Annotated in this window: 11 protein-coding genes; 7 read left to right on the plus strand and 4 right to left on the minus strand. The window is 70.9% G+C overall.

Going from position 1 to position 12,188, the window contains the following annotated elements:
- Positions 1 to 239 precede the first annotated feature (239 nt).
- The 6 genes from lpdA to ACZ6TI_RS21885 all read left to right on the plus strand — a co-directional run bounded on the left by lpdA (position 240) and on the right by ACZ6TI_RS21885 (position 7,439).
- Positions 240 to 1,631 (plus strand): dihydrolipoyl dehydrogenase, encoded by a 1,392-nt coding sequence (gene lpdA, locus ACZ6TI_RS21860; protein WP_465346929.1) that lies wholly within the window; start codon positions 240 to 242, stop codon positions 1,629 to 1,631.
- Between the two features lie 38 nt (positions 1,632 to 1,669).
- On the plus strand, positions 1,670 to 3,577 hold the full coding sequence (gene sucB / locus ACZ6TI_RS21865) for a 2-oxoglutarate dehydrogenase, E2 component, dihydrolipoamide succinyltransferase (RefSeq protein WP_465346930.1): 1,908 nt from the start codon (positions 1,670 to 1,672) through the stop codon (positions 3,575 to 3,577).
- A gap of 215 nt (positions 3,578 to 3,792) precedes the next feature.
- On the plus strand, positions 3,793 to 4,707 hold the full coding sequence (locus ACZ6TI_RS21870; RefSeq protein ID WP_465346931.1) for a TIGR01777 family oxidoreductase: 915 nt from the start codon (positions 3,793 to 3,795) through the stop codon (positions 4,705 to 4,707).
- A gap of 31 nt (positions 4,708 to 4,738) precedes the next feature.
- Complete coding sequence (locus ACZ6TI_RS21875) at positions 4,739 to 6,607, plus strand: DUF6311 domain-containing protein (protein WP_465346932.1); 1,869 nt, start codon at positions 4,739 to 4,741, stop codon at positions 6,605 to 6,607.
- A gap of 23 nt (positions 6,608 to 6,630) precedes the next feature.
- Positions 6,631 to 7,272: a lipoyl(octanoyl) transferase LipB gene (gene lipB / locus ACZ6TI_RS21880; RefSeq protein WP_465346933.1), complete on the plus strand. Its 642-nt coding sequence runs from the start codon at positions 6,631 to 6,633 to the stop codon at positions 7,270 to 7,272.
- Complete coding sequence (locus tag ACZ6TI_RS21885) at positions 7,272 to 7,439, plus strand: peptide ABC transporter substrate-binding protein (protein WP_465346934.1); 168 nt, start codon at positions 7,272 to 7,274, stop codon at positions 7,437 to 7,439. The genes lipB and ACZ6TI_RS21885 overlap by 1 nt, the downstream gene beginning before the upstream one ends.
- Before the next feature lie 627 nt (positions 7,440 to 8,066).
- On the opposite strand, the gene ACZ6TI_RS21890 is transcribed toward ACZ6TI_RS21885, so the two are convergent.
- Genes ACZ6TI_RS21890 through ACZ6TI_RS21900 form a run of 3 tightly spaced genes read right to left on the minus strand, consistent with a single transcriptional unit; the run spans position 8,067 to position 9,689 of the window.
- Positions 8,067 to 8,468, minus strand: coding sequence for a hypothetical protein (locus ACZ6TI_RS21890; protein WP_465346935.1), 402 nt, complete (start codon positions 8,466 to 8,468; stop codon positions 8,067 to 8,069).
- A complete protein-coding gene (locus tag ACZ6TI_RS21895) occupies positions 8,468 to 8,878 on the minus strand; it encodes a MarR family winged helix-turn-helix transcriptional regulator (RefSeq protein ID WP_465346936.1) in 411 nt (136 codons plus the stop codon). Before ACZ6TI_RS21895 ends, ACZ6TI_RS21890 begins: the two co-directional genes overlap by 1 nt.
- A gap of 43 nt (positions 8,879 to 8,921) precedes the next feature.
- Positions 8,922 to 9,689, minus strand: coding sequence for a helix-turn-helix domain-containing protein (locus ACZ6TI_RS21900; RefSeq protein ID WP_465346937.1), 768 nt, complete (start codon positions 9,687 to 9,689; stop codon positions 8,922 to 8,924).
- A 63-nt stretch (positions 9,690 to 9,752) separates the two neighbouring features.
- On the opposite strand from ACZ6TI_RS21900, the gene ACZ6TI_RS21905 reads away from it, so the two are divergent.
- The gene (locus ACZ6TI_RS21905) at positions 9,753 to 10,550 is read left to right on the plus strand and encodes an SDR family NAD(P)-dependent oxidoreductase (protein ID WP_465346938.1); all 798 of its coding nucleotides are present in this window, start codon (positions 9,753 to 9,755) and stop codon (positions 10,548 to 10,550) included.
- Positions 10,551 to 10,890: 340 nt separating this feature from the next.
- On the opposite strand, the gene aspS is transcribed toward ACZ6TI_RS21905, so the two are convergent.
- Positions 10,891 to 12,138: an aspartate--tRNA(Asn) ligase gene (gene aspS, locus ACZ6TI_RS21910; protein WP_465346939.1), complete on the minus strand. Its 1,248-nt coding sequence runs from the start codon at positions 12,136 to 12,138 to the stop codon at positions 10,891 to 10,893.
- Between the last annotated feature and the right edge of the window lie 50 nt (positions 12,139 to 12,188).

Consider the following 12,188-nt stretch of genomic DNA (forward strand, 5'->3'; position numbering starts at 1 on the left):
CGCCATCCGCAGCCCCACCACCGCCCGTAACCGGACTGAAGGCTGTCTATTTGCGCAGCCCCACCACCGCCCGCAACCGGACTGAAGGCTGTTTGATTGACGGCAAGGGTACCCACCCCGGGCATGTCGTAGGGCACCTGAGTGCATTGATCGGTTCCACAAGTGACAAGATGACAAGGACGACTGTGAACGTTTCGCCTTCGTAACCCGTGGACGGAACGCTGCTTAGGGAGTTGACCGTGAGCCAGCCGAACGGCGAGACCTTCGACATCGTGATCCTCGGGGCCGGCAGCGGGGGGTACGCCGCCGCGCTGCGCGCCGCCGAGCTCGACCTGACCGTGGCGCTGATCGACAAGGCCGAGCTGGGCGGCACGTGCCTGCACCGCGGCTGCATCCCGACCAAGGCGCTGCTGCACGCCGCCGAGATCGCCGACCAGACCCGCGAGAGCGAGCAGTTCGGCGTGAAGGCCGACCTGGTCGGCATCGACATGGCGGGGGTCAACTCATACAAGGACGGCGTGGTCGGCCGCCTCTACAAGGGTCTGCAGGGCCTGCTCAAGGGCAACAAGCAGATCACCGTGGTGGAGGGCGCCGGCAAGCTGGTCTCCCAGGACACCGTCGAGGTGGACGGCAAGCGTTACACCGGCCGCAACGTCATCCTGGCCACCGGTTCCTATTCGCGTTCGCTGCCCGGCCTCGAGGTCGACGGCAAAAAGGTGCTGACCAGCGAGCACGCCCTCAAGCTCGACCGCGTGCCGGCCTCCGCGATCGTGCTCGGCGGCGGCGTGATCGGCGTCGAGTTCGCCAGCGTGTGGAAGTCCTTCGGCGCCGACGTGACCATCCTCGAGGCCCTCCCCCGCCTGGTCGCGGCGGAGGACGAGGAGGTCTCCAAGGCGGTCGAGCGCGCGTTCCGCAAGCGGAAGATCAACTTCAAGGTCGGCAAGCCGTTCGAGAAGGTCGAGCACACCGAGAACGGCGTCAAGGCCACCATCCAGGGCGGCGAGACGATCGAGGCCGAGGTGCTGCTGGTCGCGGTCGGTCGCGGCCCGACCACGAAGGATCTGGGGTACGAGGAGCAGGGCGTCACGCTCGACCGCGGCTTCGTGATCACCAACGACCGGCTGCACACCGGGGTCGGCAACATCTATGCCGTCGGTGACATCGTGCCCGGCCTGCAGCTCGCCCACCGCGGCTTCCAGCAGGGCATCTTCGTGGCCGAGGAGATCGCCGGCCTGAGCCCCGCGGTGATCGACGAGAACGGCATCCCGCGGGTCACGTACTCGGATCCGGAGGTCGCCTCCGTCGGCCTGACCGAGGCCAAGGCCAAGGAGCAGTACGGCGCCGACAAGGTCAGCACGTACAACTACAACCTCGGCGGCAACGGCAAGAGCCAGATCCTCAAGACCGCGGGCTTCGTCAAGCTGGTCCGGGTGGCCGACGGCCCGGTGGTGGGCCTGCACATGGTCGGCGCGCGCGTCGGTGAGCTGGTCGGCGAGGCTCAGCTGATCTACAACTGGGAGGCGTTCCCGGAGGACGTGGCCAGCCTGGTCCACGCGCACCCGACGCAGAACGAGGCGCTGGGCGAGGCGTTCCTCGCGCTCGCCGGCAAGCCCTTGCACGCCCACTCCTGAAGTCATCCGTCCGCAAGACCTGGTTAGGAGTTCGAAGAATGCCGGTATCGGTCACCATGCCGCGGCTGGGTGAGAGCGTCACCGAGGGCACCGTCACGCGCTGGCTCAAGCAGGAGGGCGAGCGGGTCGAGGCCGACGAGCCGCTGCTCGAAGTCTCCACCGACAAGGTCGACACCGAGATCCCGTCCCCGGCCGCGGGCGTGCTCTCCCGCATCGTGGTCGGCGAGGACGAGACCGCCGACGTCGGCAGCGAGCTGGCCGTGATCGCCGGCGACGACGAGGAGCCCGACTCCTCCTCCCCCGCGCCGGAGCAGAAGCAGGCCGAGCCCACCCAGGAAGCCCAGCCCGCCCAGGAAGCCCAGCCCGCCCAGGAAGCCCAGCCCGCCCAGGAAGCCCAGCCCGCCGAAGAGGAAGAGCCGGAGCCCGAGCCCGCCGCCCTCGACGAGCCGTCCACCGAGAAGCCGGTCGAGGAAGAGGCGCCCGCGCCGCAGACCGCCGCTCCGACCGGTGGCGGCGACGGCACCGCGGTGAAGATGCCGGCGCTCGGCGAGAGCGTCACCGAGGGCACCGTGACCCGCTGGCTCAAGCAGGTCGGCGACACCATCGAGGTGGACGAGCCGCTGCTCGAGGTCTCCACGGACAAGGTCGACACCGAGATCCCGTCGCCGGTGGCCGGCACGGTGCTCGAGATCAAGGTCCCGGAGGACGAGACCGCGGACGTCGGCGCCGAGCTCGCGATCATCGGCACGCCGTCCTCGGGCGACTCCGCCCCAGCTTCGTCGCCATCGACATCGCCATCGCCATCCCCGGAGAAGGCTCCCGAGGAGAAGGCTGAGGCTCCCAAGCAGGCTGAGGCTCCCAAGCAGGCCGAGGCGCCCAAGGTCGAGACCGCTCCCGCCCCGGACCTCGCGCCGGCCGGTGAGTCCTATGCCGACCCGTCGCCGGAGGCTGAGGAGGGCAAGCCCACGCCGCCCGCTCCCGAGCAGGTCAAGTCCAACGGCGGTGGCGCCGGTGACGCGGGCTACGTGACGCCGCTGGTGCGCAAGCTGGCATCCGAGAAGGGCGTGGACCTGTCCGCGCTGACCGGCACCGGCGTCGGTGGCCGGATCCGCAAGCAGGACGTGATCGAGGCGGCCGAGAAGGCCGCCGCGGCGAAGGCCAAGCCGGCTCCCGCTCCGGCGGCCGCGCAGTCCGCGCCCGCCGCGCCGAAGCCGGCCACGAGCCCGCTGCGGGGCCGCACCGAAAAGCTGACCCGCACCCGCGCCACCATCGCGCGACGCATGGTCGAGTCGCTGCAGATCTCCGCGCAGCTCACCACGGTCGTCGAGGTCGACGTCACGAAGATCTCGCAGCTCCGCCAGCGGGCCAAGGTCGATTTCCAGGCCAAGCACGGCGCCAAGCTGACGTTCCTGCCGTTCTTCGCGCTGGCCGCGGTCGAGGCGCTGCAGGAGCACCCGGTGGTCAACTCGTCGATCGATCAGGAGGCCGGCACGGTCACCTACCACGACGGCGAGCACTTGGGCATCGCGGTGGACACCCCCAAGGGCCTGATCGTCCCGGTGATCAAGGACGCCGGCGACCTCAGCCTGGCCGGGCTGGCCAAGCGGATCGCCGACGTGGCCGACCGCACGCGGAACAACAAGATCAGCCCCGATGAGCTGTCCGGCGGCACGTTCACGCTGACCAACACCGGCAGCCGGGGCGCCCTGTTCGACACCCCGATCATCAACCAGCCGCAGGTCGGCATCCTCGGCACCGGCGCGGTGGTCAAGCGCGCGGTGGTCGTCGAGGACGACAACCTGGGCGAGCTGATCGTGCCGCGGTCGATGGTCTACCTGGCGCTCAGCTACGACCACCGGATCGTGGACGGCGCCGACGCCGCCCGCTTCCTGGTAACGATCAAGAGCCGCCTGGAAGCAGGCCAGTTCGAAGGCGAACTCGGCTAGTTCTTCGCAGAGACGGGCCCGGCCAGTGGAGTTGTCCACAGGCCGGGCTGAGCCGGCTGGCTCCGCTTCGCTCCGCGGCGATCGCCTTGTAACCGATGATTCGGGGTCCGGAAACCCTGGCTGCAAACCCCGCAGCCGCCGTTTCCGGGCCCCGAATCATCGGCGGCGATCGCGATCCGTTTTGAGCTTGTTCAAGTTCGGGAATGATGGGGCTCATGCGGATCCTCCTGGCCGGCGCGTCCGGTTTCCTGGGCACACGTCTCGCCGACCGGCTGCGCGGCGCCGGGCACCACGTCACCCGGCTCGTGCGGCGCCCGGCGGAGGCGTCCGACGAGGCCACCTGGCAGCCGAACCAGGGTCAGCTCGACCCGGCCCACGTGGCCGGCGTCGACGCGGTGATCAACCTGGCCGGCGCCGGGGTGGGCGACAAGCGCTGGACGGCGGCATACAAGAGCCAGATCCGGTCCAGCCGAGTGGACAGCACCGGCACGATCGCCAGGGTGATCAAGAACCTGCCCGCCGAGGACCGCCCCCGCACGCTGCTGCAGGGCTCGGCGGTGGGGTGGTACGGCGACACCGGCGACCGCCGCGTCACCGAGGAGGAGCCGGCCGGCCGTGGCTTCCTGGCCGACGTGTGTCAGGTGTGGGAGGCCGCCGCCCGCCCCGCCGAGGACGCCGGCGTGCGGGTCGCGCTGCTGCGCACCGGCCTGCCCCTGGACCAGCACGGCGGCCTGCTCAAGCCGCAGATGACCCCGTTCCGGATGGGCGTCGGCGGGCGACTGGGCAGCGGAAGGCAACATGTGCCGTGGATCGGCCTGGCCGACTGGCTGGGCGCCGTCGACTTCCTGCTCGAGCAGGAGGTGGCCGGCCCGGTCAACGTGGTCGGTCCCGAGCCGGTGACCAACGCCGAGTTCACCGAGGTGTTCGGGCGGGTGCTCAAGCGGCCGGCGATCACCGTCGTGCCCGGCATCGCGCTGCACGTCGCGCTCGGCGAGTTCGCCGGCGAGGCTTTGCGCAGCCAGCGGGTCATTCCGGGGGTGCTCACCCGGGCCGGCTTCCGGTGGGCGCAGCCGACGCTCGAGTCCGCCCTACGCGCCGCTCTGGACCAGACACCGAGCGCTGCGGCATAGCACTCCGCGGCGACTTGCTAACCTGCCGCTGATGTCCGTCACCGCTCCCGCGCCCGCCGAGGCCGACGACCCGCCCGCCGAGGCCGAGACGCCTCCCCGGGTCCGCCGTCGCTGGCCCGGTCACGTGCTGTTCGCCGTGATCGCGCTCAGCGTGGCGGTCTATGTGACCAACGGCCTGTGGGCGGACCCGCAGTCGAAGGTGCTCACCCGCAACGCCGGCGACCAGGCCTTCTTCGAATGGCTGCTGGGCTACGGGTGGTACCTGCTGAGCCACGGCGGCGACCCGTACTTCACCGACCTGCTGAACGCGCCGAACGGCGTGAACCTGGCCGCGAACACCTCGATCACCGTGTTCATCGTGCTGTTCGCGCCGCTCAGCCACTTCCTCGGGCCGCAGGTCGGCTTCGCGACCGTGCTGACCCTCAACCTGGCCGGCACCGCGTTCGCCTGGTACCTGTTCTTCAACCGCCACATCACCCGGCGGCGCGCGATCGCCGGGGTGATCGGGTTGTTCTGCGGCTTCGCGCCGGGCTTCATCTCACACGCCAACGGCCACCTGAACTGGACGGCCGGCTGGGTCGCGCCGGTCGTGCTGTGGTGGGTGCTCAAGCTGCGCGAGCCCGGAAGGTGGCTGCGCAACGGGCTCGTGCTCGGCCTGCTCGTGTCGGCCGGTTTCTCGATCGCCGCCGAGGGTCTGTTCTTCACCGCGCTGGCCTGTGGCGTCTTCCTGATCACGTGGTCGTTCGGCAAGGCGACCCGGGCGGAGACCAAGGCGGCGCTGCCGACCGTGCTGGCCGGGCTGGGCGTGACCGCGCTCGTCGCCGGAGCACTGCTGGCATATCCGCTCTACATGCACTTCGCCGGGCCGCAGAGCTTCTCCGGCACCGGGTTCAATCAGCGGCACTACGTCGAGGACGTGGCGGCCTATCTGAGCTATTCCGGGCGCACGCTGGCCGCGTGGGCCGGCATGGACAGCTCCAGTCTGGCGCCCAACCCGACCGAGGAGACGTCGTTCTTCGGGCTGCCGCTGATCGTCCTGGTGATCGCCGGCCTGGCCTTCCTCTGGAAGTTCTCCGACCCCGGCCGCCGGGTCACGCTGCGCGCGCTGATCGTGACCGCGGTGGTGTTCCTGCTGCTGTCCTGGGGGCCGCGGCTGCAGTTCCTGGAGCACGAGACCGCGGTTCCGCTGCCCTATGCGGCGCTCGCGCATCTGCCACTCTTCGACTCCGCGCTGCCGGGCCGGTTCGCGCTGGTGCTGATCGGCGTCTTCGGGGTGGTGCTGGCGATGCTCGCCGACCGGCTGGTGACCGAGCCGATCCCGTCGGCCACGGCGCAGACCGCGTTCGCGGCGGCCATCGCGGTGGCGCTGGTGCCGCTCGTGCCGCTCCCCCTGCTGACCACGGTGCGCACGACCGAGCCGCAGTTCATCTCGTCCGGCGCCTGGAAGCGTTATGTAAGCGAGGGCGGGGCGATGAGCTCGCTGCCGTTCGCCAGCAACGCCTCGTCGGACGCGCAGCGCTGGCAGGCGTACACGCTGGCCCGCGGCGGGCAGCAGTTCAAGATCCCGGACGGCTACTTCCTCGGGCCGGGCGGCGAGAACGGCACCGGACGGATCGGCGCGGCCTGGCACCGCACCGACTGGTTCCTGTTCCGCGCCGCGCGTTACGGCGAGATCCCCAGCATCAACGACGACGACCGGGCCCGCGCCCGCGAGGATCTGGCGTACTGGAACATCCAGGCGTTGTTCCTGGCGGACCAGGTCACCGGCGCGGACGGGCCGGACTTCCGGGCGGCTGTCGAGATCACCGCCCGCGACCTGTTCGGTGAGCCGGTGCGGGTGGGTGACGTGCTGCTGTGGCGGATCCGGCCGGGTGTGGACCCGGTCACTCCGCCGCGCTGAGGAGGCGGATTAGGCTGGGGGGCGTGACCAGTCCGACGCTCACCGTGCTCCGCCCCGGCCTCGTCGATTATGTCGAGGCGTGGGCCGAGCAACGCCGCATCCACGAGGCCGTGGCAGCCGGCGACCAGACCGACACCATCCTGCTGCTCGAGCACCCCAGCGTGTTCACCGCGGGCAAGCGCACCGAGCCCGCGGACCGGCCGTTCGACGGCACGCCGGTGGTCGACGTGGACCGCGGCGGCAAGATCACCTGGCACGGGCCGGGGCAACTGGTCGGTTACCCGATCATCAAGCTGCCCGATCCGATCGACGTGGTGGCATACGTCAGGCGTACCGAACAGATGTTGATCGAGGTTTGTGCGGAGTTCGGCGTGACCGCCGCGCGCTCCGAGGTGCCCGGCCGCAGCGGCGCGTGGGTGCTCGCCGACGAGCGGGGGCCCGACCGCAAGATCGCCGCGATCGGCATCCGGGTGGCGCGCGGGGTGACGCAGCACGGCTTCGCGCTCAACTGCGACTGCGACCTGTCGGCCTATGACAGGTTCGTGCCGTGCGGCATCCGCGACGCGGGGGTGACGTCGCTGACCGCCGAGCTGGGCCGGCCGGTGACCGTGGCCGAGGTGTTGCCGGTGGTCGAGCGCCACCTGCCGACGCTGCTGACGCAGTGATGGCACTGCTGCATCGCGATCCGGCCGACCCGCGCGTCTTCGTGCCGCGCCAGACCGGCGGCCTCGGCCTGAACTTCGCCCACCCGATCGCGTGGGGCATCTTCCTGAGCATGACGGTGATCCCGCTGGTCATCGTCATCGGCGTAACCATCGCCGTCCTGGTCTGACGCTCCTGCCGGCAGAATCGAGTGCGGCCGGGACAGCTCGCCAGACGACTGCGCAGCCCAGGACGGCGCGACCCCCACGACGGCTCGCCCCACGACTGCGCAGCCCAGGACGACGCGACCCCCACGACAGCTCGCCCCACGACTGCGCAGCCCAGGACGACGCGACCCCCACGACAGCTCGCCCCACGACTGCGCAGCCCAGGACGACGCGACCCCCACGACAGCTCGCCCCACGACTGCGCAGCCCAGGACGGCACGACCCCCACGACGGCGCGCCCCACGACTGCTCGCCCCACGACTGCTCGGCCCCGAACGCATGCTCGGACCGGGCGGAGCAAACGGAACAACCCCGCTGAACCGGTCAGGCCAAGCGCTCCTTGGCGGCGGGCGGGCCGGCCCGCCTAAGCCGCTGATGTGCCAGTCGTAGCAAGCCAACCTGCCTGCCAGAGCCCACCACCGCCCTCCGCCGCCCCCACCCCGGCACTGGGTGGGCATCAACTTAGGGCTTGGGTGTGACGCTTTCGGCCGTCGGACGGCCTGCCTGTGGACGGAGCTGGACTTGGCCGGACCCCTCTATCCCGGCGACGGCGCGCGCTGTCGGATGAGGGTGCTGGCGGTGGCGCCGGATCAGCTGGGGGCGAGCCAGGGGAAAGGTGCGAGGTCGGGCTCGACCCAGCCGGTCTTCGCCCGGGGAGCGGCCAGCGTCGCCGAACGGTAGAAGCGGGTCAGCAGGCGCTTGTCGAGCAGCGCCGGATTCCGGCCGGCGAACGTGGTGAAGTCGTCGTCCGGGGTCTCACCCACGTGGTGCCCGACCAGCTCGACCCACGCCCGGCTCACCGTCGCGTGGTATTTCTGCGGCGCGCCCGCATAGCGCGCCGTGTGCTGGATCCCCGCCACCACCACGCCGACCGCGGCCGGCATGCCACATCGCCGCACCGCCAGCCAGGTCAGATGGACGTGCTCCCGATGGCCGAACCGGGCGGACGCCGCCATCACCTCGGCCATCAGCTCTTCGAACGTCGCGCTCATCAGGACAGGGCCTCCAGTGCGGTGCGCAGTGCCGCGATCGTCTCGGCGGGCAGGCGGCCGAGCGCGCGGTGTTCCAGATCGGCGATGGTCTGCCGGATCGTGGTCGCCGCCCGGCGTCCGGCCGGGGTCAGCTCGACCAGGACCACCCGGCGATCGCCGGGCCGGGCGCCGCGGGTGATGTGGCCGCGGCGTTCCAGGCGGTCGAGCACGCTGGTCACCGTAGTCGGGCGGCTGCCGACGTCCGCGCCGAGCTCGGACACCGTGCGCGCGCGACCGTCGGCGAGATTGCCGAGTGCGTTGATCTCGGCCGGGGTCAGATCGAGGTCGGCCAGCTCGGCGGAGAGGGCCTGCAGGGTGGCGTGCGTGGCTCGCTGCAGCGCCAGCAGGGCCGACCAGCCATCGGTTATCACGATTTCGTACTATACGATTTCGTTCTTCTCGGCGACAAGGGATTTAGATCAGGCGGGCCAGCGCGTCCGCGGACGGCGTGCCCGGGTCGGCCTGATAGACGATGATCGTGTCGCCGTCGGTGCCGGAGACGGTCAGCGCGCGCCGGTGCACGGTGAGCGGGCCGACGATCGGATGGTCGAAGCGTTTGGTCTCGTCGCGCGGCGCTCGCACGTCGTGCCGAGCCCACAGCCGCCGGAAGTCCGGGTCGGCGCCCAGCTCGGCGACCAGCGCGATCAGCCACGGATCGGCCGGGTCGGCGCTCGCCCGCAACGCGGCCACGGTCTGCACGGCGATTTCCGGCCACTGTGGGAAGAGCCGCCGCACGGCCGGATCCTGGAACATGTCGCGGACCAGGTTGCGCCCGGCGGTGTACATCGTGCTGAGCGCGGCGGCCGGCTTGTTGCTGCCGAGCACGTCGAAGCGGCGGCTGCGCACGTAGGCCGGGGTGCCCGGCCAGGCGTCCAGCAGCTGCTGCACATCGATCTCGCGGGCCGGGGTCTTCCTCGGCGGCTGGGCGAGCCGGTGCAGGTGGGCGGTGGTGTCGGCGTCGAGCCGCAGCGCGCGGGCGAGGGCATCGAGGATCTGCGGCGACGGGTGCCGGTCACGTCCCTGCTCGAGCCGCATCAGGTAGTGCTCGCTGACCCCCGCGATTCCCGCCAACTCGTCGCGGCGCAGCCCCGGCACGCGCCGCCGGCCGACAGATCGCAGCCCCGCGTCCTCGGGTGAGACCAGCGCCCGGCGCGCTTTGAGGAACTCCCCGAGCAGGTTCACCTGCGAAGGGTAGCCCCGAGCCGGTACTGGCTACCGGCTCCGGCCGCAAGCACCGTGGAGGCCATGAAGACATGGTTCGTCACTGGCGCCTCGCGTGGCTTCGGCAGCGTCTGGGCCGAGGCCGCGCTGGCCCGCGGAGACAAGGTCGCCGCCACGGTCCGAGACCCCAAAACCCTCAAACCCTTGATCGACCGGTACGCCGGCAGCGTCCTCCCGCTGACCCTGGACGTCACCGACCGAGCCGCGGTCTTCGCCGCCGTAGCCACCGCGGCAGACCACTTCGGCCGCCTCGACGTGGTGGTCAACAACGCCGGCTACGGCCTCTTCGGCATGGTCGAGGAGGTTACCGAGGCGCAGGCCCGGGCCCAGTTGGAGACCAACTTCTTCGGCGCGCTCTGGGTCACCCAGGCCGCGCTGCCGATCATGCGAGCCCAGTCCGGCGGCCACTTCCTGCAGGTCTCCAGCATCGGCGGGGTGGCCGCGTTCCCGTCGCTGGGCCTCTATCACGCGTCGAAATGGGCCCTGGAAGGCATGAGCGACGCCCTCTCCCAGGAGACCGCCCACCTGGGCATCCGGGTGACGCTGGTCGAGCCCGGCCCATACGGCACGGACTGGTCCGGCTCATCGGCAGTCCACACCACGCCGTTGCCGGCCTACGAACCGGTCCGCGAGGCCCGCCGAGCCGGCGCCGCCGCCCGAACCCCCGCCGACCCGGCCACCACCGCAGCCAAGATCCTGTCCGTGGTCGACGCCGACAACCCACCCCTGCGCGTCTTCCTGGGCGACTTCCCGCTCCCGATCGCCGAACGAGCCTACGAACAACGCCTCACCACCTGGCGGGAGTGGTCCCTGCAATCCTGAGCGGATGACGCCTCCGGAGCCGTTGACGATCCCGATCTACTGCCGCCGGAGCCGACCAGGCGGCTTTGTCCACAGCCATGCCATCCGACGGCCGAAACCTGTCATACCCCAGCCCTAGATTGATGCCCACCCAGTGCCGGGGCGGGGGTGGCGGCGGGGCCGAGGCGGGGGTGGCGGCGGGGCCGAGGCGGGGGTGGCGGCGGGGCCGAGGCGACCGGTGTTCGCGCGCAGCGCGAAGGAGCTTGGGAATCACTCAGGTGGCAGGGAGCGCAGCGACCGGTCTCCGCGGGAGCTGCGGCCTGCGCTCCCCACCTACCTGGGACCTGAATTAGATCTTGATCTAGGGGCTGATGCGGTGCAGGTCGCGCGGGAAGGCCGTCACCTCCCGGACGTTCGCGGCGCCCAGCAGTCGGGCCACGAAGCGTTCCAGGCCGATCGCGAAGCCGCCGTGTGGTGGCATGCCGTAGCGGAACGCGTCGAGGTAGCCGGCGTAGGGCGTCAGGTCTTCGCCGACGACCGCCTGGTAGTCCTCCAGGCGGTGCAGGCGCTGGCCGCCGGTGACCAACTCCATGCCTCGGAAGAGCAGGTCGAAGCCGTTGGAATGAGCCGGGTCCGACGGGTCCGGATGGGTGTAGAAGGGGCGTTTCGCCATCGGGTAGCCGGTTACGTACACGAAGTCGCTGCCGTGTTCGCGGGCTGCCCACTCGCCGATTGCTCGCTCGTGGGCCGGTGCCAGGTCCGGTTCGTCCGGCGGGGCGCCGGCGATGCGGAGCGCCTCGGTGAAGTGCATGGACGGGATCTCGGCGGGGACCTTCAGGGCGGCCCACGGCTCCACCGCGAGCGCCATCTCGGCGAGGGTCGCGGTCAGCACCTCCATCACGTCCCGGTGGTCGGTGACGAAGCCGAGTTCGGCGTCCAGCGACGTGTATTGCGCCAGGTGGCGGCCGGTGTCGTGCGGTTCGGCGCGGAAGACCGGGCCCACCTCGAAGACGCGTTCGAAGACGCCGACCATCATCTGCTTGTAGAACTGCGGGCTCTGCGCCAGATAGGCGGGCCGGCCGAAATAGTCGAGCTGGAAGACGTTCGCGCCGGACTCGGTGGCCGAGGCGACGATCTTCGGGGTGTGGATCTCGACGAACCGCCGGCCGGACAGCGCCGACCGGAAGCCCTCGGTCGCCGCGGCGGCGACCCGCAGCGCCGCCGACCTGGTGGGATGGCGCAGGGTCAGAGCGGCCAGGTCGAGCTGGGTGGGCAGGGTCGCGGCGAGCGCGGGTCGATGCAATTCGACAGGCAGGGGTACGCGCACCGCGCTCAGCACGCGGAACACCGGTTCGGTGAGCTCGACCCCGGCCGGCGCCGCCTCGTTCGCGGTGACCCGGGCCGACACCTCGACCACGCTCTCCTCGGCGATCGACTCGATCTCGGCGCGCACCACCTCGTCGGTGACCACCACCTGGCTGAAGCCCCCGGCGTCCCGGACGATGACGAACGCGACCGATTTCAGCAGCCGGCGGCGGTGCACCCAACCGGCGATCGTGACGGTCTCGCCGACGTGCCCGGCGAGTTGGCTGGAGAGGATGCGTTGCATGGCGGTGACCTCCTCTGATGACTGCAACGCGGCCCCAGGGAGGTGTGGGC

This window comes from Actinoplanes sp. NPDC051388, assembly GCF_055586225.1.

What these genes read in the sequence shown, in the direction of transcription:
- sucB (WP_465346930.1), top strand. Translation starts at nt 1,670, where the DNA reads ATGCCGGTATCGGTCACCATGCCGCGGCTGGGTGAGAGCGTCACCGAG.
- ACZ6TI_RS21870 (WP_465346931.1), top strand. Translation starts at nt 3,793, where the DNA reads ATGCGGATCCTCCTGGCCGGCGCGTCCGGTTTCCTGGGCACACGTCTC.
- ACZ6TI_RS21875 (WP_465346932.1), top strand. Translation starts at nt 4,739, where the DNA reads ATGTCCGTCACCGCTCCCGCGCCCGCCGAGGCCGACGACCCGCCCGCC.
- ACZ6TI_RS21885 (WP_465346934.1), top strand. Translation starts at nt 7,272, where the DNA reads ATGGCACTGCTGCATCGCGATCCGGCCGACCCGCGCGTCTTCGTGCCG.
- ACZ6TI_RS21890 (WP_465346935.1), bottom strand. Translation starts at nt 8,468, where the DNA reads ATGAGCGCGACGTTCGAAGAGCTGATGGCCGAGGTGATGGCGGCGTCC.
- ACZ6TI_RS21905 (WP_465346938.1), top strand. Translation starts at nt 9,753, where the DNA reads ATGAAGACATGGTTCGTCACTGGCGCCTCGCGTGGCTTCGGCAGCGTC.
- aspS (WP_465346939.1), bottom strand. Translation starts at nt 12,138, where the DNA reads ATGCAACGCATCCTCTCCAGCCAACTCGCCGGGCACGTCGGCGAGACC.